The 25,815-nt window shown below is 28.8% G+C and carries 21 protein-coding genes; 4 read left to right on the top strand and 17 right to left on the bottom strand.

What is annotated here, in order from left to right; all coding sequences use genetic code 11:
- Positions 1 to 287: 287 nt before the first annotated feature.
- From A8C32_RS08300 to A8C32_RS08380, 17 genes are all read right to left on the bottom strand, one after another.
- Positions 288 to 2,867: a peptidase associated/transthyretin-like domain-containing protein gene (locus A8C32_RS08300; protein WP_069829959.1), complete on the bottom strand. Its 2,580-nt coding sequence runs from the start codon at positions 2,865 to 2,867 to the stop codon at positions 288 to 290.
- Positions 2,851 to 3,621, bottom strand: a complete 771-nt coding sequence (locus A8C32_RS08305) for an HTTM domain-containing protein (RefSeq protein ID WP_123803361.1) — start codon at positions 3,619 to 3,621, stop codon at positions 2,851 to 2,853. Before A8C32_RS08305 ends, A8C32_RS08300 begins: the two co-directional genes overlap by 17 nt.
- Positions 3,622 to 3,718: 97 nt before the next feature.
- A complete protein-coding gene (locus A8C32_RS08310; protein ID WP_123803363.1) occupies positions 3,719 to 4,330 on the bottom strand; it encodes a hypothetical protein in 612 nt (203 codons plus the stop codon).
- Positions 4,331 to 4,379: 49 nt separating this feature from the next.
- On the bottom strand, positions 4,380 to 5,156 hold the full coding sequence (locus A8C32_RS08315; RefSeq protein WP_165605811.1) for a GLPGLI family protein: 777 nt from the start codon (positions 5,154 to 5,156) through the stop codon (positions 4,380 to 4,382).
- Between the two features lie 76 nt (positions 5,157 to 5,232).
- Positions 5,233 to 5,475, bottom strand: coding sequence for a hypothetical protein (locus A8C32_RS08320; RefSeq protein WP_069829963.1), 243 nt, complete (start codon positions 5,473 to 5,475; stop codon positions 5,233 to 5,235).
- Between the two features lie 589 nt (positions 5,476 to 6,064).
- Complete coding sequence (locus tag A8C32_RS08325) at positions 6,065 to 6,790, bottom strand: DUF2334 domain-containing protein (protein ID WP_069829964.1); 726 nt, start codon at positions 6,788 to 6,790, stop codon at positions 6,065 to 6,067.
- Positions 6,787 to 7,881: a glycosyltransferase gene (locus A8C32_RS08330; protein WP_069829965.1), complete on the bottom strand. Its 1,095-nt coding sequence runs from the start codon at positions 7,879 to 7,881 to the stop codon at positions 6,787 to 6,789. Before A8C32_RS08330 ends, A8C32_RS08325 begins: the two co-directional genes overlap by 4 nt.
- Entirely contained in the window at positions 7,878 to 8,759 is an 882-nt protein-coding gene (locus tag A8C32_RS08335) for a glycosyltransferase family 2 protein (RefSeq protein ID WP_069829966.1), read from the bottom strand. Before A8C32_RS08335 ends, A8C32_RS08330 begins: the two co-directional genes overlap by 4 nt.
- A gap of 7 nt (positions 8,760 to 8,766) precedes the next feature.
- Positions 8,767 to 9,786 (bottom strand): EpsG family protein, encoded by a 1,020-nt coding sequence (locus A8C32_RS08340; RefSeq protein WP_240491713.1) that lies wholly within the window; start codon positions 9,784 to 9,786, stop codon positions 8,767 to 8,769.
- 92 nt (positions 9,787 to 9,878) lie between these two features.
- On the bottom strand, positions 9,879 to 10,457 hold the full coding sequence (locus tag A8C32_RS08345; RefSeq protein WP_069829968.1) for a serine O-acetyltransferase: 579 nt from the start codon (positions 10,455 to 10,457) through the stop codon (positions 9,879 to 9,881).
- Entirely contained in the window at positions 10,457 to 11,581 is a 1,125-nt protein-coding gene (locus tag A8C32_RS08350) for a glycosyltransferase family 4 protein (RefSeq protein ID WP_069829969.1), read from the bottom strand. Before A8C32_RS08350 ends, A8C32_RS08345 begins: the two co-directional genes overlap by 1 nt.
- Positions 11,581 to 12,705, bottom strand: coding sequence for a glycosyltransferase family 4 protein (locus A8C32_RS08355; RefSeq protein WP_069829970.1), 1,125 nt, complete (start codon positions 12,703 to 12,705; stop codon positions 11,581 to 11,583). The genes A8C32_RS08350 and A8C32_RS08355 overlap by 1 nt, the downstream gene beginning before the upstream one ends.
- On the bottom strand, positions 12,695 to 13,672 hold the full coding sequence (locus tag A8C32_RS08360) for a polysaccharide pyruvyl transferase family protein (protein ID WP_069829971.1): 978 nt from the start codon (positions 13,670 to 13,672) through the stop codon (positions 12,695 to 12,697). The genes A8C32_RS08355 and A8C32_RS08360 overlap by 11 nt, the downstream gene beginning before the upstream one ends.
- Positions 13,673 to 13,674: 2 nt before the next feature.
- Positions 13,675 to 14,955 (bottom strand): hypothetical protein, encoded by a 1,281-nt coding sequence (locus tag A8C32_RS08365; protein WP_069829972.1) that lies wholly within the window; start codon positions 14,953 to 14,955, stop codon positions 13,675 to 13,677.
- Positions 14,955 to 16,487 (bottom strand): lipopolysaccharide biosynthesis protein, encoded by a 1,533-nt coding sequence (locus tag A8C32_RS08370; RefSeq protein ID WP_069829973.1) that lies wholly within the window; start codon positions 16,485 to 16,487, stop codon positions 14,955 to 14,957. The genes A8C32_RS08365 and A8C32_RS08370 overlap by 1 nt, the downstream gene beginning before the upstream one ends.
- 45 nt (positions 16,488 to 16,532) lie before the next feature.
- The gene (locus A8C32_RS08375) at positions 16,533 to 17,813 is read right to left on the bottom strand and encodes a nucleotide sugar dehydrogenase (protein WP_069829974.1); all 1,281 of its coding nucleotides are present in this window, start codon (positions 17,811 to 17,813) and stop codon (positions 16,533 to 16,535) included.
- Between the two features lie 24 nt (positions 17,814 to 17,837).
- Positions 17,838 to 18,836 (bottom strand): SDR family oxidoreductase, encoded by a 999-nt coding sequence (locus tag A8C32_RS08380; protein WP_069829975.1) that lies wholly within the window; start codon positions 18,834 to 18,836, stop codon positions 17,838 to 17,840.
- Positions 18,837 to 19,512: 676 nt separating this feature from the next.
- On the opposite strand from A8C32_RS08380, the gene A8C32_RS08385 reads away from it, so the two are divergent.
- Genes A8C32_RS08385 through A8C32_RS08400 form a run of 4 tightly spaced genes read left to right on the top strand, consistent with a single transcriptional unit; the run spans position 19,513 to position 25,800 of the window.
- On the top strand, positions 19,513 to 20,643 hold the full coding sequence (locus A8C32_RS08385) for a DegT/DnrJ/EryC1/StrS family aminotransferase (RefSeq protein ID WP_069829976.1): 1,131 nt from the start codon (positions 19,513 to 19,515) through the stop codon (positions 20,641 to 20,643).
- Complete coding sequence (locus tag A8C32_RS08390; protein WP_069829977.1) at positions 20,640 to 22,589, top strand: polysaccharide biosynthesis protein; 1,950 nt, start codon at positions 20,640 to 20,642, stop codon at positions 22,587 to 22,589. The genes A8C32_RS08385 and A8C32_RS08390 overlap by 4 nt, the downstream gene beginning before the upstream one ends.
- A gap of 47 nt (positions 22,590 to 22,636) precedes the next feature.
- The gene (locus A8C32_RS08395; protein ID WP_069829978.1) at positions 22,637 to 23,413 is read left to right on the top strand and encodes a polysaccharide biosynthesis/export family protein; all 777 of its coding nucleotides are present in this window, start codon (positions 22,637 to 22,639) and stop codon (positions 23,411 to 23,413) included.
- Between the two features lie 8 nt (positions 23,414 to 23,421).
- Positions 23,422 to 25,800 carry a GumC family protein gene (locus tag A8C32_RS08400; RefSeq protein WP_069829979.1) on the top strand — a complete coding sequence of 793 codons (2,379 nt, stop codon included), beginning with the start codon at positions 23,422 to 23,424 and terminating at the stop codon, positions 25,798 to 25,800.
- Positions 25,801 to 25,815: the final 15 nt, after the last annotated feature.

The raw sequence follows: 25,815 nt of genomic DNA on the forward strand, positions 1-25,815 counted from the left end.
TTTAATTGTATTAGAAAGCAAATTTATAACATAACTTTATACGAGACAAATTTATCCGTTATAAATACAAACCTTTTTTATGCCTTTGTTAATCATTTTACTAAAATTATTGATCTGCGTATTTTAATTAATACAGATTTAATTATGAAATGACGTATTAAAGCCGATTATTGTTTTAAGAACTAAAACGCTGTGATTTGCTTGTATAATATAGTTGCGGAATTATTGTATAGACCTTTATCATGTTGTTAAATCCCTCATGTTTAATCAAGTATTTATGTATGAGACTAAAGCTTAATTGTAGCATTTAATAAAAGGAAACCAAGATTGTTATTATTGAATGTTTGTGTTACGACATTGCCATTAGATAATGTATTTACCGAATTGAAATTATTAATTTTAAAAAGTGATAGTATGGATTGACCTTTTAAACTAAGTTTAAACTTATCTGATACTTCATAACCAAATAATAAATTAAGATCTAGAACACCAAAATTATCCTGTTGAACATTATAGAATTGATAGTCAAAATCTACAGACCAATTAATTTCTTGTCTGCCTCCTTCAATAGTAAGCCTATTATTAAAAATAGTTTGCCTATTAGTTTCTACATCTCCAACACGAAAAATCTGAGGTCTATATTTTGATACATTTGTTATTTCTCGAATGAAAATTTTTCTTGGAACATAAGTGATAGCAATTGAAGGTTCCCATGAAGTAATATTAGCATCAGTCTCAAGTCCACTAAAAATTGTAGGATAATCGGTGAAACTAAACTTCAAACCTCCGCTTAAATCTAATCGGTTTAGTTTGGAGCCTAAATAGAATCCCTTTTTTATTCCAAGATTTATATTGTGTGTATGTTTGTCATCAAATACTCTATTGGAATAGAAAAATATATTATTAGAAACAGAATCCAAGGTACTTTGAAGAAAGTTATTTTCCTTTGAATAATTATATATAAAAAATGTACTTTTTGATTTTGCAACGTTGTTATTAAACCAACTAAAGGAAGCTATATCTTTCACCGAAAAACCATCATTTCTTTTTATATCACTTACAACAATGTTATTAACAGATTTTATAATTGTATCAAACATCATGGTAAGGTCTTGAAAATAGAAACGCCTTCTAAATCCAATACTTATTTTTTTTTGGGTTTCAAAGTTATAAACCAACGTATGAGACATTTTTGAAATAGTGCTATTATTTGATTTTTCTGAGTAGATAAGTGTAGGGGTAAAAGAAAAATTATAATCAAGCTTACCTACATATCCTTTATATAACGCCAAAAGCTCTGAAATTACAAGATGTCTTTTTCTTTTATTTTCTCCAAATAAGTTACCCTGATTATTTAAGATAGCCTTCTCCCTTCTGCTTATTAAATTTCCTCCAAGATTTAATGAAGCATTTTTAAGCTTGAATTTAAAGTTCGGATTAAATGAAAAGTGTTGTTTAGAAAAGTCTTCCTTTTGAATAACTTTAGGAGTAGTCGAATTTATAAGTTGAGTATCTAAATTGTTTGAAATATTTTCTTGATAAAAATCTAAATTAATATTAAATGAAGTATGGTAATTAAGTAAGCTTGTCACTTTCAAAGAATTTACTACAGAAAAATTACTTGGTTTTATTTTTGTCCGTTCCAAAAAAAACGAAAGGTTCGGACTAAATAGACTATCCAAGGACATGTTATTATTCTCTTTTGTGGTTATTACCGAACTAAAGATATTCTGTAAGACTGTTTTTGAACTAAGTTTTTGAACATGGTTTATTGTTGCAGATACAAAATGTCCTTCTTCCCTTAAATCTAAATGACTTTTTCTTATTAAGGTGTCACCTATAAATATATTTTGACTTCTTAACACCTCATTACTAGTAGCACCGTAGTACAAAACGATACCGCTTTTACTGTTTTTCTTCTCTTTTCTTAATGTTATACTGCTACTGCTTATAAAACTCTTCCTAGCTCGTTGATTTGTTTCAAAAAAGGGGGATAATAAACCTCTTAATGCAGGAGAAGCATATTGTTGAATAGGGGTAGAAATGTCTTTTTGACTAAATTCTTTCTTTCCAAAATTATTAGAATTACTGGTAAGGAAGGCATTGATTTTATCAGAAAAAAAGAAACCTTTTCCTCCAAACAAATAATTTTTTTTATGACCGTAACCTAAATCAATTTCTGCCTTTAAAACACCTTTAAACTCAGATTTTGTCTCAATATTTATTACAGGGCTACGAATTCTATCAAAATCCAGAGAAAACTTATCTTTATAATTATTGATAACTTGAACCCCTTTCATTATGTCATATGTAATATTATCTAATGCTACCTTGTTTTGATTGACAAAAACTTCCTTTCCATTAACCAGAACCCTATTGATTTGTTTCCCTTGATATGAGATACTGCCATCTTCGCTTAATATTACTCCTCCAGTTTTTTCTAGCATTTTTCTTAAGTTATCATCCTTTGAAAGGTTCATATTCTTAATATCTAGCTTTAGAGTGTCTCTCAATTGACGAGCTTCTATAACCACTTCTTTAAGTTTGGTTACACTTGTTTCAATGTTGATTTCTAGATATTTATTTGATTTAGAGTGGTAGCTTACCGATTTTTCTACATATCCAATGCATGTTATATTCAAAAAAACGATTTCTAGATTTTCAGAAATATCAATTCTAAACTCTCCTTTATTATCACTATACCCATAAGTTATAGTCTTGGAAGGTGAAGCATTATCATTTACAATAATATTGGCAAAAGGTATGGGCACTCCATAACTATCCAGAATTCTTCCTCTAATTTGATTTTCTTGTCCATAGGTTATAATAAGAAAGAAAAAAGAAAGAATACTAAAGTGCCACTTCATTTTTAGTCTTGGTCTTAGTATTTAAATTGATTTCTCCAAAAGCACTTAAGTTCCATATAATCATAATTGCTGAAAAAGCGAATAAATCCATTGTAATTGCAATACCTATATGCATTGAAACTATAGCAAAAAGAGTATATTTTCGAGTAGGTTTAAACCAAACCAAAAAAGGATATAAAAACTCAAGTAAAACTGTAGAAATCCCTAGCAGCACTAAAATTATTGAAGGCGTAGAATAAAACTCATTATCAACAGAAGCAATCGCTTTCCAAATGGATTTTCCATTCCACCATCCTAAATCCGTAGCTTTAGCTATTCCAGAGAAAAAATATGCAATCATCAGATGTATTTGTAATATACGTCTGTAATTAAAGTCTATTTTTTCATTAATCTTGAATAATACAGTATCTAGGGAGTATGACTTTCCAATAGGAAATAGGACACAATAAAAGAGAGACATCGTCATAAAATTATCAAACCCATAATTTAGTTTTGCAAAACTTTTATAGATGAACAGTTGAAGTATTAATGATAGAATAGCCATGGGTCTGGTAAAAAGTCCTAAAATTACGAACAGCAGGGTAACACCATACATAATAAGAATTCCTGGGTTAATAAAATCTGTAAGACCAGCTTCTCCAAGATAATTGTAAATAGGTTGAAGGTATTTAAAATAAGGAGATTGTATATAAAAAAGTTGCTGAGGAAAGAGTTTTGGATTTTCTGAAAAGAATAAATCTAAATCTGTGGACATAGAAGTTAGTTCTAATAAAGCCACAATCCCTACCATAACTCTGAAAAAAAACAGAAAAGCTGGGAGTTCACTAACTACTCTAAAAAAAAATAGTATTCTACTGTATAGGGAAAGTATATTCTTGAATTGCATACAATTTTGGTTTTTCGTTATTAGCTCCTTTCTCCATCATGTCTACTGGAACAATCGATATTAATTCAACCTTATAAGACTCACAATTCTTTATTTTTTTAGCGTTGTTCATTCCAATCCATTTAAAAGACTTTTTAATATAGTTTTGCCTAAACTCGAGTACCTTCTTAAAGGATTCATCAACGTTTGTTTTTTCTTTTAACTTTTCTGTATCAGAAATATAATTCCCTAAAAAGGAAGCATAACTCTTAAATCTGGTTCTTCCATTAAGTGTTTGAAATCCGTGGTGTCTATTGCTAGCTAAAACGTTACCAGCAGAGTTTAAATACGTTGTTCTTAAGTATTTTTCTGTAGCCGTCTGGATACCATAGAATCCATAACCAGTGTTTGTTCCCGAGAAGATATAATATGGCTCAATATTTTCATTTTGCTTGAACAAATCTAAAATAGGAATACTTAATGTTTTGTCTAATCTAACTGTCCAATAAACATCTAATGTGGACCAAAACGCTTGGAAAAATATTAAGGATAAGTGGAAAAGTACGAAGAGGAGGACTAAACTTTTCTTAATCTTCATCCATAAACTATTTTTATTGTCTTTAAGGAATAGGGCTATTTTTTCTTCATTAAAAGCGTTTTCCATGAATCATATTGTAGATTTGGTTTGCGGCATCAGATTTCTTAACAATTAAAAGAGGTTCTTTTTCGTAGTGTTTTATATTCTCTTTACTATTGAAAATATCATTTCGTTTAGCATATAACTTTTCAAATTGCTCTACGTTATTAGAGTAAGAAACTTCTATTATCTCGGTTGTTCTGAAAAAATCTTCAACCCAAACTACTAAACCAGGAAGTCCTTGATAAATAGAAGGGCCATTTGATACGGGAATCTCTTTTGTATACCATGCGGTTAACATCCACTCACGTTCCTTTGCTTTCGCTTTGAAACATTTTAAACCATTAATTGTTTTTTGCTCGTTTGTAAGTTCCCATTCAATATCACCAACTTTTCCTTCTGAAAAGAATACTTGATTCAGCACCCATTCATTTTTAAATGTTTTGTTTTCAGAAGATTTAAAGGTGAATTCTATTTTATCAGCAAGACTTACTCCCACACCCTTTGGAATGTCTTTTTTTGTTGAATCCAAGACATATATTGAAGACCTATCTTTCAAATTTATATAAAGGCTATAATAATCCTTTATATTATTGAGAATATCCTGATGTGAAGTTGAGGAACCATTACTTCTTCTGCCTTCATCAGAAAGATTATATTGACTTAATGGGATACTTTGATACCTAAGTTTAAGAATTTTATTTTTAGCTTGAAATTGTGCTAATGAAGATTGAGTAAAAAAAAATAAAAAAAACACTAAATAAGAGGCATTTCTTAAAATAACCATATTTGTAAATTTATAAACATAATAAAAAATAAGGGCGTACATCTAAAATACACAGATTGCCGCCCTTTTAATAATATTAAAGACTATTTAAAGCCTTTACTTCTCCATCAGCAAGACCAAGTTCTTTAATTGAAGAAATTTTATAACATCTAGTAAAACCAGAAATGGTCTCATTTAATTCATTACATCCAGCAGCCCTAAAATCTTCCTCGCTAGGTATCATATCATTTGTAACATCGTTGTTCTTGTCTACCGGTGCAAATGCAAAAAGAGTTAAGGTCAGGGCAATAGCTGCCATTGAAGAAATCAATTTTTTCATAATTTTTAAATTTTTGCTTTAAAATAATAAAGCGATTAGACGAATAATAATTTATTTTTATAGGTATAAACCTACAAAATAAAAATATAAAAAGCTATATTTTTAAGTTAAAAATCTAAATAAGAGCTATTTGATTATCATTTTAGCGATTTTAATCAAATTTTTATAAAAACTAATGGGCTTACAAAAAGCATATACAAGTTTTGTATGATGGCTTTGGATTTGTTTAAGGAGGAAAAGATTGTCCTGTATGATATTAATACTAATTATAAGCTAAAATGAACTTAAAAGACTTGCTCATACTTTTTTGTAATGCTACGGTCTACTATGAAAAATAATCGTATCGTCATACTAAAAAGAAAGCAATTTCGTTTTCAAGTCCATTTTAGTATAGCAGCAGCTAAAAGGTTCGTTTACGATTCTGAAAGGAGGTAATTATTTATGTTTTTGAAATCAACCTCTTTCTTAAAAGAAGTTGATTTCAAACTTGTAAGATTTACAATTTCTTATTCAATAAGCATATATGGGTAACGTGGAGTGGTTTTTAACCTTTCAATTAACACTCAAAATATTTAGAAGATATATCAAACTACCTAAAAACCTTTCTAAACAGAAAATATAAAGAAGAAAACAGTTTATCTAGTATAGATTTAGACTTTAGATTACTAAGATCTAAATCACTAAAAGAGGTGAATTCATTTTTATGTTGTTTTAAAAAGCTTTCTAAATGATTAAAAGCGGCATCATTCATAGTATTAGGATGATAACAAAAGGTGTAAACTCCTGGGAACTTAATAGCTCTTACTGAACCTACTTGCTGCGGAATAAAAATGAAATCATTCATTTTATAGGGTTTAGCAGCCATGGTGTCACTAATTATATTAATAGTGCTTTCCGATTTTAAAGCTTCTATAGTATTCCAATCGAAGGTGTGACTTGGAGCAACAAATATTCTAGGGTTAAACCCCATAGCTATTAGTTTATTGAAACCTTTTTTTATTTTATCCTTTTGTTCTTCTAAAGATAGACCTGCAAATTCAGATCTTTTATGTATAGGATTAATACCTCCTTCGTTAGTTTTATATACATGATCGTTACCATGCAAACCTATTTCCCAACCCTTTTTATCTAAAACTTTTAACCATGACCAAAAATCCTCATTATATGCATCAATTTTTTGCATATCATCTTCATTATTTGGTATTACAGCAATTAGAGGTTTTACATTATATTTAAAAAGTAAAGCTTCCATTCTAAGCCATTTATTTAAATCCATGGTTTCGCAAGCGTCATCTAACCTAATTAAGTATTTCATTTTTCTAACAATGATTTATATAAATTTATTTCTTTAGTTATGGTTTTATCAATACTGTAATCATTAGCTCTTTTAAGACACTTAGTTACAGTTTCTTGATAATGTTCACTATTTTCTAGCAACTTTGATATTTCTTTAGCCAAAGATGAATCGTCATTTATAGGAAATAAGATGCCTGCATTTCTAACTATATCACCTAAACCTGGTGCATCTGAGGCGATAAAAGGTTTTTCTGAAGCCATACCTTCAACCGAAGATAATGAAAGCCCTTCATGATGAGATGATAAAATAATGATATCTGATGCTTTTAGTATATTAATAACATCCATTCTAATGCCAAGAAAAAATACTCTTTTAGATAGATTTAATTCCTCAACTAGTACTTCACATTCATTGCGTAAAGGACCGTCTCCAATTAAGACTAAAACCACATTGTCATTTAGTTTTTTTAGAGATTTTATAACCGTTTTTTGATCTTTAGGATATCTAAATGAGGATACTTGAGTAAGTATATAGGAATCATTTTCTAAATTTGGAAGTAACTCTTTTTTAGATATTGGTTTTTCATTTTTAATAGTATCTAAATTTATTCCATTTTGTACCAAAACAAATTTATCATTATTATATTTTAAATGCGCTTTTATATTGGTATCCACTTCTGGAGAAATGGTAATTATTTTAGAATAAAATGAATATATAAATTTATCTAAAATTTTGAAAATAAATCGTTTTCTTCTGTTGTTAGATGTGCTATGCTCTGTATAAACCAGTTTAACTTTAGAAAAACTAAGCATTTTAGCTAATGCCACCCAATACAAACTAGGAAAGATATGTACATGTACAATATCATAGTTTTTTAAAAGAGGCCTGATTTTAAAAATTAAAAAAGGGTTATAAACGCTTTTATTCCCTAAAGAAAAAATAGAGCAGCAATTAAGCTTTTTTAGAATTTTTAAAAAAGGGTAGTCAAAACCATTCAAAACAGCCAAATCTGTTTGAACATTTCGTTTGTTAAATAATGGAATGGTTTCTAGAATAAGTTTTTCTGCTCCACCTGTATCTAGGCTATTTATTATTTGTAGAATTTTCATTTTCTAATTTTAAATAGAATATATGCATGAAATAAAAAGCCAAAAGGTAATGCTAAAAATGTAATCGCCTTTTTTGGGTTTTCTTTAGTGAAAAACCATTTTTTTATAAATATACAAGATGAAATGTAATGCATTGCTCTAGAAAAAGTATATGAGAAACTTTTAGAATACTTCATTTCTATTATTCTAGAATATAAAAAGCCATTTGGACTTTTTTTATATTGTTTTAAGATATTTCTTGATGAGCCATCTTCTAAGTATTCAATAGTACAAAATACCTCGTTAGAACAAATGTATTGATACTTTTGATCGATCATTAAATATAATGTTCCTAATGGTACTAAACGCTCTTCTTTGGTAATAGGGTAGGGTGGAAACTCTTTTACAACATCGGTTCTTAAAACTACTTTTTTATCCCCTTTTATTTTGTTTTCGACCTCAAGTTCAGATAATGTAGCATACTTAAATCGTTCTGGTATTTTTTCTACAATTGTACCATCTTTAAAAGCATCTAAACCAATAATACCTGCTAGGTTTTTATTACGATTCCTTTTATTCCAAATATTTAGTATAATTTCCACTGCATCATCTGGCATAAAATCATCAGAATCAATACATACATTTAATTCTGTATCTATTAAGCTATAAGCAGCGTTATGCCCGCCATGCATACCTTGATTCTCCTGATAGTGATATATTATTTCAATTTTATCTTCTTGAATCCAGGAATTAACAAGTTCTTTGGTGTCATCTTGAGATCCATCATCTATGATGAGCCATTTAAAATCCTTATTTGTTTGTCTTACAAAGCTATCGTAGCAGTTACTAAGGCAAAAGGCTCTATTGTAGGTTGGTGTAAAAACCGTGAGTGTTTTCATAATTTATTTAAACATAAAATACTAAATACATTAAATAGGTAAACATAAAATAGGCAAATACAACTTTGCCTATCATAATATGTTGGTTCTTAAAAAATTTTTGTTTTAAAAGTGGGTAAATAACAACAATAGCCATCATAAACCATGATAAATAAGCAAATCTATTTGAGAAATTTGCTTTTATAACTAAAATCCAAAAGCCATTGCAAATTAAATAAGTATTTAATAGCCTAAAATAAAACTCGTCATGGAACTGTTTTTTATATATAAAATACCACCCTGAAAAAACGGCAAAGGCACTGTGAAATAAAAAATCCCAACGAAAGCCTGTACTAGAAAATGTTCCTTCTTCAGCTTCGGAGGTTAAATATCCTGAAAGTCTATCGTCTCCAAAACCAAGACTGGCAAAAAGTGTTATCCAAACAGCTCCCATAGTTAGTGAAAGTGGTATACATGCTAACCAGCCCTTAAAAAATATTTTAGGGTCGTTATAATATCCTGTTATTAAATAAGCTGCTATTGGTAATATTGCTGTTTTATGAAACATCATGGCAAATAAGAAAAAAACAAACATTATAGGTTTGCTTTTATGATATGATATCCCCCAAAGAAACAAGGATAGAGCCGCTCCATTTCTAACACCATTTACAGCATAGGTGTAAAAGGAAAATGATACAACGAACATTATAAAGGAGTAGTACCAATACTTTCCAAAAAATTCTTTAGAAATACGATATAAAGGAAAAATATAAATAAACGTACAAATAGTAAAAAAAACATGTATAGATACTATTTGAGACATAAATTGCATAAAAACATGCCAATAATAATCGGCTTCATCTCCAATACTACCTCCGAGACTATATTTAATATATGCTTTATTGTAATTTACAGTATCTCCAAAAATTCCATTTATTGGTCGCATTCCCAAATAAATAATCAATGAAATTAGTAAAGTATAACCAACGACATTAATAAATATAATATTCTTACTGTCGTCTAATTTTAATACATAAGTATGCAACATTGTAAATAAAACTAGGGCTAAGCATAGATTTAAATATATATTATAGTAATGCTGAATGGGAACAAAGTCAAACATTTACTTGATATTAAAAATTAATTTTCAATTCGTTTACCATCTTGCTTTATTATTTTAGATGGGTTGCCAACAACAACACAGTTGTCAGGAATACTTTTAACGACAACAGCTCCAGCACCAATGCTACAATTATCACCTATAGTTATATCTCCAATAACTATGGCTCCAGTGTATATAGATACATTATTTCCTATAGTAGGACGTTTTCCATTTACTTCTCCAATAGTTACTAAATGGTTTACATAAAAATTACTTCCAATAGATTCTGCATTTAAAATAGTAGAATAGGGGTGACCTGTTAGAATACCTCCAGCTAATTTAGTAGTAATATCTATAGTGAAATTTGACTCCTTTTTACAGTATATATTAAGAAAATGTGTTATTATACTTTGTATACGAAAATAAAAAATGGTTCTAAAATCGGATGAATTTGTTAGAAAATGCAAAAGTAATTTGTTATAACTTCCTTCTATGTTTTTTGCTTTAGACCAGCGATTTAGATCTTGATTGATAATAGCTTTATTGGCACTTTTCTTATATAGTATAAGATGTGGTATCAATAATAGTTTATATAAAGAGAATAAAATTTTTCTCATTATTTAGAGTGTTTTAGTTTATCAAACATTTGTAACCAGATATTCATAACTTTTTCTACGCTATAATTTGCAGCATTTGCTCTAGCGTTTTTTCCTAGGGGAATTCTAAGGTCTTGATTTGAAATAGTTTTTAATATCGCTTCAGCAAAACCTTTTGTATCTTCCATATCTATTAGTTTTCCGTTCTTATTACTAATAATATTTCTAGGACCATTAGGACAATCAAAAGAAATTATTGGTAATCCGCAGGCTTGAGCTTCCAATAAAACCAAAGGAAAGCATTCGTTTTCAGAAGTCATTACAAAAAGTGATGAATTAAGCATTTTTTCCTTTATAAGGCTTGTAGCTCCTTTTAGAAAGACATGTTTTTCTAGTTTTTTGTCAATTATCTTTTTCTGTAAAGTATCTAAATAATGACTTTCACCAGTTCCATAAATATGTAATTCCCATGATGTATTTGATTGGTGTACTAACTCCCAGATGTCTATTAATATGTCGTAACGTTTAACAGGCGCTATTCTTCCTGCAGAAATAACAATATTGGTGTCTAAATTTGAAGTTTTATCTGGATAAAAAGTAAGCGGATTGGGTATGGTAATTGTATTATTTGATTTAAAATAATTAGCTTCGTCTGGGTTTAAAACTACTAACTTATCATATTTAGTTTCCACATAATCTGCAAATTTAAAAAACAACTTTTTAAATAGTGTTGACGCATTTTTACGTTTATCTATTTCTATAAATTTTGAATAATGAAATTCTTTTATTTTAGGAATCTTCTTGTTTACAAAAGGCATGAAATAGGTATCGGCACTATGGCTGCAAACAACCACTATATCTGGATTTATTTTTTTTAATTCAGACTTAACTTTCGATATATGGTTTGGTAATTTTAGTAAATTTTTAGGATGAAAATAAGACTTGTTTTTATGGTAATTAATACTTAAGTCTTTAAAAGTAATTTTAGAATTAAAGTCATAACATGCTTTTTCATCACCTTGCTCTGTAGTTAATATGTGTATGTCATTAGTTTTTATAGTAGATAGATAATTAGCTTTTATTGAAAGTACACGTTCTATACCACCATGTCTATATACTTGATCTATTATAAAAACTATTTTCATTATAAAGTCTTATTAATTAAATCCTTAAATAGATTATCCCATTGAGGAACTATAACTTTAGGAGCGTAACGTAATACATTTTGTCTAGCGTTAGTTCCCATTTGTTTTCTAAGTGATTCATCTTTAATTAATGTCATTATTTTGTCGCTTAGAATATTTGTATCTCCATTTGGAGCTAAATAACCATCTGTAGTATCTTTTATAATATCCGATGGTCCAAAGGGGCAGTCGAAAGATACGCAAGGTACACCATAGGCCATAGCTTCTATTAAAACCATACCAAAGCCTTCGTATCTTGATGACATAACATAAATTGAAGCGCTTTGATATTTTTCTCCAATATTCTTTTCTGGAGGAAAAAATGTCACACTTTTATTAATATTAAGCTTTTCGGCTAAATTTGCTAAGCCTTCATTTTTATCAATAGTTCCATAAATTTCTAATTTCCAGTCAGGATAACTATTTGAAATTAATTTCCAACTTTCTAATAATCTATCATACCCTTTTTGGTGACAATGTTTGCCAACTGCAATTACTTTTTTATTTTCTAAAGAAGACACTTCATTGGGGTAGAAGGAAAGTGGGTTTGAAATAACTTGCAAATTTTTTAAATTCCATTCAGCTAAATTTCCATTGGTTAATACAACAAACTTATTATATCGTTTTGCACCAAAATTCATTAGTCCAAATATAAATTTAAGCTTTATTTTTTGAAATAAGGAAATACTATCTGCTTTTATTTCAATGTTTTTAGAGACATGCCTTTCATATACCATTGGACATGGTTTTTTTATAAACCACGGTACAAAAAAGCCTTTTAAACCATCATCACATACAGATATTATGTCTGGTTTTACATGGTTTACCACTTTTTTTAAACCTTTAGTGTATGCTTTAAAATAATTAAAAGAATTGCCTGTTGCACTAATGTCATGATATATTAGTGCTTTACTGAAATTGTAAAATAAAGGTTTATCTCCTTGGTTTAATGTAACAATATGAACCTCATAATTTAAGTGATCTGATAAATAGCTAGCCTTTATAGATAAAACACGCTCTAGACCACCAGATCCACATATTTGATTAGTGATGTATAATAACTTAGTAATATTATTACTTGGCATTATTAATAAAGTTTTTACATTTTTCTTTTAAAGGTTCTGCTAGCTTATGGTGAAGCCCTAAATTGGTTACAGTTGTTTTTAAATCAATTTGGCCATCTAAATTAAAGTTAGAGGTATATTCTCCAGTTTCATGATTAACATCTATTCTGTTAAATAATTCTAAAATGCCATCAAAACGGCAAGAATCTACAAAACTATCGAAACCATTTATAAAAATAACAGGGGTACCTAAGGCTAAACAGGGTAAAGCACAATGTATTCTAGAGGTAATTACTAATTTAGCTTTAGCATATTTCTTTAAAAGAGATTCTGCCATTTCAAATTTTTCTTCATCAGAATAGGTGTTTGAAGGTGGCTCTTGATTTACGTGTATTGCTGAATCTAAAACCTCTTTACTTATAAATTTTTTAATATGCTTTTGTCTTTTACCTAGTTTAAAAATCTTTCCGTTTAAAGTATTTCTAATAATGGCTTTAAAATCGAAAAACACCTTTAATGATCTAGGGTAATTATACAGCGGATCTACAATATAAATTTCATCATTTCTTAAAGAATCATCTACTTTATAACTATCTAAAGTTAAAGTTAAGCAACCAGTAAAATGAGCATCAATTCCTTTTGCTTTTAACGTGTCTGCTGTAAATTTATCTCTACATCCAATTGGTTCATGTTTTTTAAGGTACGTGATTCCTTTTTCACTGAGCATATATGGTGCAGCAGTATTATTCATATGAAATGAAACAAATAAAGGGTCAATATCATCAGAAGGCACCCAATTATGAATATTATGTGTAAACCACCCATTCATAATTAGTTTACTTTTATCTCCTTTGTAATCTGCCAGCTTTTCTCTATTTAATAAGACATCTGTTTTAGGGAGAAATTGTTTGGCTGCTAAGCTTTGAATGTTGTCTCCAACATTAAAAAAGCGTTTGTTCTCGTCATATTTAAGTAATCCGTATTTCATAATTATGAGTATCTTATTTTTTTATATAAATTATAAATCCCTGAAAAACGATTTCTCAAAATAAATTTTATTTTTTCAGTAAATCTTTTAGGGTTATTAATTTTCTTTTCGAGTAATTGATGTATTTCTCCAGATCTAATTCTATCTAATTGAATTTTTTCTTTAGATTCATCTGTAAAAGTGAAAATGGACTTGCTACTTTTGGCTTTTTCCATAAGTTCCCACCAAAAATATTGCATGCCTTTACTTGCACTTCCATTATTTAAGTTTTTAAAAATATTAGAATAAACATTTTCATCTACATTAAAACCATAGTTATTAGGGTTTTCTCCATTTAAAATAATCCCTAAAATAGTTCTATAACATTTTTCGCATTTACTACAGTTAAACTCACTTCTTAGCTCCGAATAACAAACTCTAAGCTTAAAATTAGTGTTTTTAGCGCTAGAAAATGTTGTAATTAAATCAACTTTATCTTGTCTCTTTAGCTCATACCCATCATGAAATACTCTAGAGGAAGCCCAAGAAATTTTTTCATCTATTTTGGGAGTTGATCCCCAGGCAATATCAATTTGTTCCGTATAAGAAGAGGCTATATAAATATTTTTATAGGATTTAATATATGAAATAGGAGCTAAGGCACCTATAAGCGATAGGCCATGTTGCACTTTTCCCCACCAACCAATATCTTTTAGTAATAGCTCTACTTGATATGTGTAAAAAGTTCGTACGTTAGTTTCTATATATTGCTTTTCATTATTTTTTAATAATTCTTCATCTTCTATAAAACCTGTAAAACTTTGCCATTGCGAATGGTCGTCTATTTCAATATCTGCACCTAATATGGTTACAAGATCTGGTGTTTGGTCATAAATTCTAATGTATGTCGCATAAGCATCAACACCTCCACTAAATAGCATGACAGCTTTATCTCCGTCAATTTTATTTTTAGTAACCTTGTTAACTATTAAATTTCCTGTTAGGTTATAATCTGAAAATTGTTTTTCAAATTCAATTTTTACTAATTTTAGAGCATCGAAAAAGTCTTCATCTACTTCTGGAACTTCAACATCAAACCCAGCAAACCAAGCAATAGGCATTATGCTTGATAGAAAAGGAATTACTAAAATACTATTAGGAACATCACTTACATTTTCATCATACTTAGCATAATAAAGGTCTTTTAAGTTGAAATACTTTTGAATATTATTACCAGTAATAGCATAGTCAAAAAGAACTTTTTTACCATCATCTTTAGTGGTTATATTTTTAAGTTTAAGCATTACCTTGATAGTTTTGTTAATTTTAAAAGCGGATTTAGTGTTTTTTTAAATAAATCTTTTTCAAAATCGATTAATCCAATATTATAAGCTAAAACGGAGAAAACAATAGAATAAATAGTTGATTTGATTATAAAATTAATCCAATCTGTTCCAGGTATTAAATTAATTACATAACCTACAGCAAAGGCTAAAATTATAGCAAAAATGGTTTTATTAAATAGTTCTTTAAAAAATCTAATAATGTTAAGTCCTATTTCTTTATGGTAATAAAAATTCATGACATTTTGTACTATAATCCATGCCACTACAGACCCCGTTATCATACCTATTGCTTCATATTTATAAGCTAATATAGCTCCTAGAACAGTTCCTAATATCATAAAGGAAAGGTACAAAACGGCTTTAAATCTTAATTTGTTTTTTGCTTCCAAAATTGAGTTTCCAAAACCTTGTACAAGAGGTAGAGTATAAGCTACCATAATCATTAATGCTATTAACCAAGATTGAAAACTACCATCTTCACCTAATTCGCTACCTACCCATAAGTAAACAAACTGTCTACCAAAAAGTATAAAAGCTGTTAAAATAAACATGAGTACAATAAAAGATAATCGTCCTATTTTTATCATCATATCTGTTAATTCTTCTCCAGATCGATTATCTACAGACATTTTTGTTGCTCTTGGTAGAAAAACACTAGATATAGCTGTAGAAAAAGCACCGTAATATGTTCCTAAAACAATACCTATTCCATAAACACTTAATACTCCTGGCGTACATATTCTTCCTAATACCCAATGACCTGCTTTCCATTGAAACAGGGATACTAAGGCAAATACAAATATCCATGTTGAATAACTAAATATTTGTTTAATAAATTTACTTGAAAAGGAATGTAGTTTTATTTTAACTTTTAGTTTTCCAAAAACGTAATATCCTGTAATTATTATAATTAAAATATTAAAGATAGAATCAACAATTACAAGTGCAATAGCTTTACCTCCAAGAAGTAAGACTGCTGCAACAGATAAAGATCTTAAAACATATCTTATGATATTGAGTGTTTTTGGGAAAACAAATTTTTCATAGCCATAACATATTCCTGTTAATGAACCGCCAGGTAAACTAATTGCTAGGTTAAAAATAAATATAGTAAAAATAACTTTGGCTATTTCTAGCTCTTCAGGATTCATTTTAGTAAAATAAGTATCGATATATCCATAGAAAATAACACCAATTATAATTACTAATGTAGAAATCCCAAGGTAGATAAGCATAGTGGTCGCAAGAAAGTTTTCTTGACCTACTTTATCTTTTTCTGCCTTATATTTTGCAACAAAACGTACTATAGTATTGTTGAGACCAAAATCTAATAAAGAAATAGTTCCTACTAACGCACCTATTGTTAGATAAATCCCGTATTCAGACTTGCCTAAATGATTAAGAATTAAAGGAGTCATTAACAACCCAATTATATTAGTTAATATAATAGTTGCATAATTTAAAAAAGCTCCTTTTTTTAATTGGCTCAAATTAGTAGGTTTTTGTTATGATTATTTATAGATTATAAATAATGTCTATAATCTTCCGTTTACTTCTTCTTTTAGAATACCTTTAACATCGTATAAAATTCCATCCGGGGTTAATAAAGATCTTAAATCTTCTTGAAGGAATTCATTGTGAGCTACTGTTAAAACAATAGCATCAAATTTACCTTCAGGTTTTTTCTGAACAGTTTCTAAATTATATTCGTGGTGAACTTCTTCAGGATTTGCCCAAGGATCGTATATAGTAACTTCTGTTCCAAAACTTTTTAGTTGGTTTATAACATCAACAGCTTTAGTATTTCTAACATCTGGACAATTCTCTTTAAAAGTTATTCCTAATGCTAATATGTTTGCACCCTTAATACGAATATCGTTTTGTACCATTAGTTTGATGACTTCGGAAGCAACATATTGTCCCATACTATCATTTACACGTCTTCCTGCTAATATGATTTCTGGATGGTAACCAACTTCTTGTGCTTTTTGAGCTAAATAATAAGGATCAACTCCAATACAATGCCCGCCTACAAGACCTGGTTTGAAAGGTAAAAAGTTCCATTTTGTACCAGCAGCTTCTAAAACGGCATGTGTATCAATATCCATTAAATTGAAAATCTTAGCTAGCTCATTTACAAAAGCAATATTAATATCTCTCTGCGAATTTTCTATAACTTTAGCTGCCTCTGCTACTTTAATAGTAGGCGCTAAATGTGTACCAGCAGTTATCACACTTGCATATAGCTCATCAACTTTTTTACCAACTTCTGGAGTGGATCCTGCTGTAACTTTTAAAATTTTATCTACAGTGTGTAATTTGTCTCCTGGATTTATTCTTTCTGGAGAGTAACCTGCATAAAAATCTTTATTAAATTCAAGTCCACTAATTTTTTCAAGAACAGGAACACATTCATCTTCTGTAACTCCGGGATATACTGTAGATTCATAAATAACAATATCATCTTTTTTTAACACCTTAGCTACTGTTTCACTCGATTTGTAAAGTGGTGTTAAATCTGGTCTATTATTTTTATCTATAGGAGTAGGGACTGTAACAACATAATAATTACAATCTTTAATATCTTCTAATGCTGAAGAACAAAATAGCCCTATATTATTACTTGGAGCATTCTTTAAAACAGATTGTAAAACATCTGCTTCAACTTCTAAAGTAGAATCGTTTCCTTGTAATAATTCATTAATTCTTTTTTGATTAATATCAAACCCTACAACATCATATTTTGTTGCAAATAATCTTGCTAAAGGTAAACCTACATAGCCTAATCCAATAACAGCAATTTTAATATCCTTCATTTTTTTATTTTGATAAAGTAATGTTTATTTTAAATTTTCCCAATACCAAGTAACAGCTTCTTTTATACCACTACTAATGTCAAATTTAGGATTATAATTTAATAATTCCTTTGCTTTTTCAATAGAAGCTAAAGAATGAGGAATATCTCCAATTCTATTATCTCTATGTTTAATTTCGATATTACTTATTGAATTATCAAATTCGGATAAATACTTTTTTAATAATGTAGCTAATTCAACTAGAGTAGTTCTTTCTCCGTAAGCAACATTATAAACGGTATTTAAAGCTTTTTGATTATCTGTAGTTAGTGCATTAATATTCATTTGTACTACATTATCAATATAGGTAAAGTCACGAGAATAGCTTCCGTCACCATTAATAACAGGGGATTCATGACTTATAAATTGTTGCACAAATTTAGGTATTACAGCAGCATAAGCACCATTAGGGTCTTGTCTTTTACCAAAAACATTAAAATAACGTAAACCGATAGTATCTAACTTATATGTTGTATAAAAAATATCGGCATATAATTCGTTTACATATTTAGTAATAGCATATGGAGATAGTGGTTTGCCAATAGTATCCTCAACTTTAGGTAAAGCTTCATGATCTCCATAGGTAGATGAACTTGCAGCATATATAAAGCGTTTAACACCAGAGTCTCTAGAAGCTACTAACATATTTAAAAACCCTGATACATTAACATCATTAGTGGTAATAGGATCGTTTATAGATCTAGGTACAGAACCTAAAGCTGCTTGATGAAGAACGTAGTCTGCATTTTCACAAGCCTTTTTGCAATCTTCAAGATTTCTTATGTCTCCTTCAATTAATTTAAAATTAGGGTTTTTAGTGAATGGTTCAATGTTTTTATGCTTTCCTGTGGAAAAATTATCTAAACAAACAACAAAAATGTCATTATCTAGTAAAACTTCACATAAATTAGAACCAATAAATCCTGCGCCTCCAGTTATTAGAACTTGTTTACCTTTTAAGATGTTTAATTGCTCTTGGGTCATTTAATTTGGGTTTATTTATTGATGGCAAATATCAAAAAAATAAATTTAACAGTTTCACTAATTTATACCAAGGACCTGTTTTTCCCGATGAAATTCAGAAATGTGTCAAAATATCAGATTAAATAAAATAAATCCAATAAAATTGAAAAAGTATTTGTATGATTAGTTCTGAAAACACACACTTTTTTCTAAAAAAAACAAGAAATATAATTTACTTCTTACGATTTTTTTTAAAAAATAAAAACAAAAAATCGATAATCTGCATACTTCTCCTTTTATTTAAAGCACTTAGCGTAGTTAACCGATTTTTATCACTCTTTTAGCGAATTAACTTAAATCTGCTCTTGTTACTTTAAAACAATTACTAAATTTACACCGTAAAACACAAAATTGAATTGATTAATAGCATATTGATTTAATTGTATTAAAAGATGGATTTAAGATATTTTCAAACTCTCGAATTTAGTCTATTATAAAAATAATAGATTTTAATATTTAAAAAAAATCATTTAACACTAATTAAGTTTAAACTATTAAAATTGAATTGATTTTGTTTTTCATGTGCAAGAGGGAAAAGTCCATAAGAATATTATTGCTATTTAACATCATGGTTAAACAAACTATGGATAGAAACTTATGCTCTAAATTTAATCATAAAAACTAAATATTTTTTGAAATGCTGACAAAAACAAAAATATATTTATCATCGCCACATATGGGAGTATCAGAACAAAAATTTGTTGCTGATGCATTTTCGACTAATTGGATAGCTCCATTAGGACCTAATGTTAATGGTTTTGAAAATGATTTAAAAGAATATTTAGGAGATAATAAGTATGTTGCAGCGTTAAGTTCGGGAACAGCTTCAATTCATTTAGCTTTAGAATTATTAAATGTATCTAAAGGAGATGAAGTTTTATGTCAAAGTTTTACATTTTCTGCTTCAGCAAATCCAATCATTTATCAAGGCGCTACTCCCGTTTTTATTGATAGTGAGACTGATACATGGAATATGTCTCCAGAATTACTTGAAATAGCAATTAAAGATAGAATTGAAAAATATAAAAAGCCTAAAGCAATAATAGCAGTTCATTTATATGGAATGCCATATATGGCAAATGAAATTAATGCTATAGCAAAGAAATATGATATTCCTGTAGTAGAAGATAGTGCTGAAGCTTTAGGGAGTAGATACCATAATCAGGCTTGTGGAACACTTTCAGATATTGGTATTTTATCATTTAACGGTAATAAAATAATAACCACTTCTGGTGGAGGAGCTTTAATAACTGGAAGTAAAAGTTTAAAAGATAAAGCTATTTTCTTATCTACTCAAGCTAGAGATAATGCGCCACATTATGAGCATTCATCTGTAGGTTTTAATTATAGAATGAGTAATGTTTTAGCAGGCATTGGAAGAGGACAGATGGAAGTTATAGATGATAGAGTAGAAGCTAGAAGACAAAACTTTAACTTTTATAAATCAAATTTATCGGAATATAATTCAATCAAATTTTTAGAAGAACCTAATGGATTTTATTCTAATAGATGGATTACATGTATTAAAACAGATTCATATAACCAAAGAGAGGAAATAAGACTAGCGTTGCAGAAAGACGATGTTGAATCAAGACCTCTATGGAAACCAATGCATATGCAACCTGTTTTTAAACATTGTTTACATTTTACTAATGGTGTTTCAGAAGACCTCTTTAATAAAGGTCTTTGTTTACCAAGTGGCTCTAATTTAAGTCAAGATGATTTAGATAGAGTACTTAACATAATCTCAAAAACCCCAAACTTATGATTAATAATTACTTTAACTATTTTACTCACCTTTCTCAAAAATATGCCTCAAAGTGGCTTGTTTTTGGTATTGATTTAGCAATTGTGCTATTAACTTTCTTTTCGGCTTATTTCATTAGGTTTAATTTTACTTTAGATTTTGATTTAAATCAATTTTTTATTCAATTACCTTTTGTTTTAGTTGTAAGTGCTATTAGTTTTTCAATTGTTGGATCATTTAAAAGTGTTATAAGACATACAGGTTTTACAGATGTAGTAAACTTATTTAAGTCTATAGTATTAATGTCTTTAGCTTCTGTAATTTTTGTGTTATTTAACAGGTTAACAAATTTAATTTCAGGATTTACAATACCTCTTTCTATAATAGTTATTCATGCTTTGTTAAGTTTTGTAGCTCTTAGTTCAAGTAGGTTGCTTTTTAAAATGATTTATAAACATTTAAAATGTAAACTAATGGCATCTAAAAGAGTTCTTATTTACGGGACTGGAGATTCAGGAATTGTTACTTATAATGCCTTAATTAGTAATGTGAAATCAAAGTTTCATATTGTTGGATTTATAGATGATAATTTAAAAAAGAATGGAAAATCAATAAATGGTATTTCTATTATTTCGAAAAACAAAATCACGAAGGAATATGTAAGTTCTAATAATATTGATGAAATTATTGTTGCTTCTCAAAACATCAACAATGATAACCTACTAAATTTAGTTGAATTAGATACAAAAATAACTAAGGTTCCACCTATTGAGCAATGGATTAATGGAGAACTAAACGTTAAACAGATTAAGCAAGTACAAATTGAAGACTTGTTAGGTCGTCCACCAATTGAAATAGACAATCCAAATCTTTTAAATGAATTTAGAGGAGAAACAGTTATAGTTACTGGTGCTGCTGGATCTATTGGTAGCGAATTGGTAAAGCAATTAGCAAACCATGATGTAAAAGAATTGATTTTAGTTGATCAAGCAGAATCTGCATTGTATGATCTACAGCAAGATTTAAAACAAAACGGTAAATATAACTTTACGGCTATTGTTGCAGATATTAGAGATGGCTTAAGAATAGATACAATTTTCCAAAACCATAAACCTACTATGGTATTTCATGCAGCTGCTTATAAGCATGTACCTTTAATGGAAAAATCACCATACGAAGCTATTAAAATTAATGTTAACGGTACCAAACTTTTGGCAGATACAGCATCGCGTTATAATGTTAAGAAATTTGTTTTTGTATCTACAGATAAGGCAGTAAACCCAACTAGTGTTATGGGAGCTACTAAGAGAATGGCAGAAATGTATATTAGTTGCCTTCAAAAAGAAAGTAAAACTAAATTTATTACAACAAGATTTGGTAATGTTTTAGGTTCGAACGGATCTGTGATTCCTTTATTTAAAAAGCAAATTGAAAAAGGAGGACCATTAACATTGACTCATAAAGATATAACTAGATATTTCATGACTATACCTGAAGCTTCTCAATTAGTACTTGAAGCAGGAACAATGGGGAAAGGTGGTGAAATATTCATATTTGACATGGGAGAATCTGTTAAAATTTACGACCTTGCTAAAAATATGATTAAGCTTTCTGGCCTTAGATTTCCTGATGATATTGACATTAAAATAACTGGATTAAGACCAGGAGAAAAACTATATGAAGAGTTATTAGCTAATGGAGAAAACACATTATCTACTTATCATAAAAAGATATTAATTAGTAAGACTAGAGAATTAGATTATAGTAAAATAAAAGCAGCAATAGAAGAGCTATGTATTACTAATCGTTTCCAAAATAATAATATTGTTATGAAAATGAAACGTTTAATTCCTGAATACAAATCTAATAATTCAGATTACGAAAGATTTGATAAAAGAGTTCAAATTTATAAAAAAGCAAAAGGTTTAAATCAAGATAAATCAGATAAATCTTACAGAAATATTTAAATAAGTACTTAAATTTTAGTATTTTCCCAAATCTAAATAGTGATAAAATGAATTTACCTCTTGTAAGAAACAAATTATTAGTTGTAGGTATTTTAGTTAGTATATTTATGAGTTCTTGTACTTCTAAACAAGATGTAGTATATTTTCAAAATGCTAAAAGTTTTGAAACGATAGTAGACACTGATACTTTTAAAGCAAAACTAAAAATTGGTGATATTGTTAGCGTTTATATTTCAACACTTGATTTAGCAGTAACAAGACCTTATAACTTAGTTAGAGCTACAGGAGAACGTGGAGGAGATTTAATTGATTATTTAATTGATTCTGAAGGAAATATAGACTATCCTGTTTTGGGGAAAATTAAGCTACTTGGGTTAACTATTGAAGAAGCCAAAGCATTATTCAAGAAAAAATTTTCTGAAGGTAAATTACTAAAAGATCCTGTTGTTATTATTAGAGTAATGAACTTTAGAATAACGGTTTCTGGTGAAGTTAGAAGCCCTGGTGTATACCCTGTTTCTGGCGAAAGAATATCAATTTTAGAAGCCTTAGGAATGGCAGGCGACTTAACTATAAAAGGAAGACGAGATAATATTTTAGTTGTTAGAGATTTTAATGGTACTAAAACATATACTAGAATAGATTTAACGAATAAAGAAGTTTTTAATTCACCTGTATATTATTTAACACAGAACGATTACGTATATGTAGAGCCCAATAATTCTGCAATAAGTGCTGCTTCTGGAGACTTAAGAATAGGAACTATAATAAGTATAACTTCTTTTATTTTAACTACTGCCCTTATATTTGTAACTAGAAACTAAATATTAAAATGATTTCAAGCGACAATACCAATATACCCAATAACACTTCTGAAGATTTCAATTTTAAGAAAATGATTTCTGTTTATCTCAAGCAATGGAAATGGTTTGTGTTTAGTTGTATAGTATCTCTTGGTATAGCCTATGTTAATTTAAGATATACAGCACCTCAATATTTAGCAGTAGCAAAAATAATGCTACTTGATGATAAAGATAATTCTTCAACAGGAGCATTAAAAGACTTGTCTCTTTTCTCAGAGAAAGAAGATGCTATGGTAGAAGATGAGATCCAAGTTATTAAATCAAGAAGCTTTCATAGAAATATTGTAAAAAAACTAAAGCTAAATATTAGATACTCTACAAAGGGAAGAGTATATGAATCTGAATTATATAAAAACTCACCAATTGTTGTCAATTTTATTGAGTCTGATTCAATTATTAACAATACTAGTTTTACCTTTTATACAGAAATATTATCGGTTACAGATTTTAATTATCGTATAAATGAAGACGATAAGCCAAAGAAATATGCCTTTGGAGAAACCATTCCTACTTTTTTTGGAGGAATAATTGTTACACCAAAAGATAAGAATATATCAAATTCATTAGGAAGTAAAATTAAAGTTAAGATTATTCCTGTAGAATATATAGCTGAGTCTCTTAAAAATAGAGTAGCCATATTTCCAACAGCTAAATCTTCTAAGGTTGTTCAAGTTAGTATGACAGATCCTGTTATACAAAAAGCAAAGGATATAGTAAATACATTAATTGATGAGTATAACAGATCAACTATTCAAAAGAAAAATCAAATATCTAAAAACACAGCAAATTTTATAAATGAACGTGTTGAGTTGATAGCTTCAGATTTGGTAAATGTTGATGATAGTATTGTAAAATTTAAAACAGGTAATAAAGTTACAGATGTTTCATCAGAAGCAGGTCAATTTCTAAATTCAAGTGCATTAAATGAGCAACAATTAGATGCTTCTAGGATGCAGTATAGTCAATTAAGCTATATGAAAGATGCATTAGGAGATCAATCATCTAAATTTGACCCCATTCCAGCTAATTTAGGTATGGGAGATGCAGCAATTAGTCAATTATCCTCAAGATATAATGAACTTTTACAAAGAAGAAGAACGCTTTTAAAAAGTGCAGGAGAACAAAACCCTGTAGTTTTGGAATTAGATCAAACATTAGCTGGAGTAAGACAAAATCTTCAACAAAGTATTAATAATTCTACTAAATCAATTGGTATTCAAATAAGAAGTTTAGAAAATCAATCTAAAAGAATCAATTCAAAAATATACTCTGTCCCAGGTCAAGAAAGAAAATTAAGATCTATTGAACGAAAACAAGGGATAAAAGAATCTCTGTATTTATATTTATTAGAAAAAAGAGAAGAGGCAACCATATCTCTTACTGCAACTTCACCAAGTGCCAAAATAATTGATGAAGCATATAATAGTAATGGAGGCCCTGTTTCTCCTAATAAAAAAATAGCATATATAGCAGCCTTGTTCTTAGGTTTAATTATACCCTTTTTGATTTTATATATCAAAAATTTACTAGATACTAAAATTCATAATAAAGAAGATTTATATAAAGAAATTAAAAACATTACTATTCTTGGAGAAATTCCAAGAATTAAAAGTGGTGAAAAAAGCTTAGTAGAGCAGAATGACAGATCTATTTTATCTGAGTCTTTTAGAATAATAAGAACAAATTTTGATTTTGTTAAGCGAGGAAGAAATAATAGTGATTATAATAATGTTATATTTGTCACTTCTACTATAAATGGAGAAGGAAAATCTTTTTTTAGTTTAAATATGGCGCTTACTTTATCTAATACAGGTAAAAAAGTATTGCTAATAGGGGCAGATGTAAGAAATCCTCAAATCTATTCTGCAATTAAAAACAAAGAAAGTAAAGATCGTGCAGAAAAAGGTTTAACTGAGTTTTTGGCCGATGACTCCGTATCTATTGAAGACACTATTAACCCATATACAATTAACAATATTGGTGTTGATATATTACTCTCTGGCAAAGTTCCTCCAAACCCAGCAGAACTATTAATGAGTGATAGAGTTAAAGTTTTGTTTGATTCTGTTTCAGATCAATACGATTATGTAATCGTAGATACAGCTCCAGCCATGCTTGTTACAGACACATTATTAATTAGTGATTATGCAGGACATACTATTTATATAACAAGAGCAAATTATACAGAAAGACGAATTTTGAATTTTACAAAAGAATTGCATTTAGATAAAAAACTGAATGGAATGTTGCTTGTAGTTAATGATGTTAAGCAATCTAATTTTGGATATGGAGCTAAATATGGATATTATGGAGCTCCTGTAAAGAAACGTTTATTTAAAAGGAAATAGTAGTAATATCCAAAT

It is taken from the genome of Flavivirga aquatica, from assembly GCF_001747085.1.
Lineage (GTDB): Bacteria > Bacteroidota > Bacteroidia > Flavobacteriales > Flavobacteriaceae > Algibacter_C > Algibacter_C aquatica.

Coding starts and splice junctions, on each gene's coding strand:
- A8C32_RS08380 (WP_069829975.1), bottom strand. CDS start 18,836: ATGACCCAAGAGCAATTAAACATCTTAAAAGGTAAACAAGTTCTAATA.
- A8C32_RS08340 (WP_240491713.1), bottom strand. CDS start 9,786: ATGTTGCATACTTATGTATTAAAATTAGACGACAGTAAGAATATTATA.
- A8C32_RS08360 (WP_069829971.1), bottom strand. CDS start 13,672: ATGAAATACGGATTACTTAAATATGACGAGAACAAACGCTTTTTTAAT.
- A8C32_RS08345 (WP_069829968.1), bottom strand. CDS start 10,457: ATGAGAAAAATTTTATTCTCTTTATATAAACTATTATTGATACCACAT.
- A8C32_RS08355 (WP_069829970.1), bottom strand. CDS start 12,705: ATGCCAAGTAATAATATTACTAAGTTATTATACATCACTAATCAAATA.
- A8C32_RS08395 (WP_069829978.1), top strand. CDS start 22,637: ATGAATTTACCTCTTGTAAGAAACAAATTATTAGTTGTAGGTATTTTA.
- A8C32_RS08365 (WP_069829972.1), bottom strand. CDS start 14,955: ATGCTTAAACTTAAAAATATAACCACTAAAGATGATGGTAAAAAAGTT.
- A8C32_RS08375 (WP_069829974.1), bottom strand. CDS start 17,813: ATGAAGGATATTAAAATTGCTGTTATTGGATTAGGCTATGTAGGTTTA.
- A8C32_RS08335 (WP_069829966.1), bottom strand. CDS start 8,759: ATGAAAACACTCACGGTTTTTACACCAACCTACAATAGAGCCTTTTGC.
- A8C32_RS08330 (WP_069829965.1), bottom strand. CDS start 7,881: ATGAAAATTCTACAAATAATAAATAGCCTAGATACAGGTGGAGCAGAA.
- A8C32_RS08320 (WP_069829963.1), bottom strand. CDS start 5,475: ATGAAAAAATTGATTTCTTCAATGGCAGCTATTGCCCTGACCTTAACT.
- A8C32_RS08325 (WP_069829964.1), bottom strand. CDS start 6,790: ATGAAATACTTAATTAGGTTAGATGACGCTTGCGAAACCATGGATTTA.
- A8C32_RS08315 (WP_165605811.1), bottom strand. CDS start 5,156: ATGGTTATTTTAAGAAATGCCTCTTATTTAGTGTTTTTTTTATTTTTT.
- A8C32_RS08300 (WP_069829959.1), bottom strand. CDS start 2,867: ATGAAGTGGCACTTTAGTATTCTTTCTTTTTTCTTTCTTATTATAACC.
- A8C32_RS08400 (WP_069829979.1), top strand. CDS start 23,422: ATGATTTCAAGCGACAATACCAATATACCCAATAACACTTCTGAAGAT.
- A8C32_RS08350 (WP_069829969.1), bottom strand. CDS start 11,581: ATGAAAATAGTTTTTATAATAGATCAAGTATATAGACATGGTGGTATA.
- A8C32_RS08390 (WP_069829977.1), top strand. CDS start 20,640: ATGATTAATAATTACTTTAACTATTTTACTCACCTTTCTCAAAAATAT.
- A8C32_RS08305 (WP_123803361.1), bottom strand. CDS start 3,621: ATGTCCACAGATTTAGATTTATTCTTTTCAGAAAATCCAAAACTCTTT.
- A8C32_RS08310 (WP_123803363.1), bottom strand. CDS start 4,330: ATGAAGATTAAGAAAAGTTTAGTCCTCCTCTTCGTACTTTTCCACTTA.
- A8C32_RS08385 (WP_069829976.1), top strand. CDS start 19,513: ATGCTGACAAAAACAAAAATATATTTATCATCGCCACATATGGGAGTA.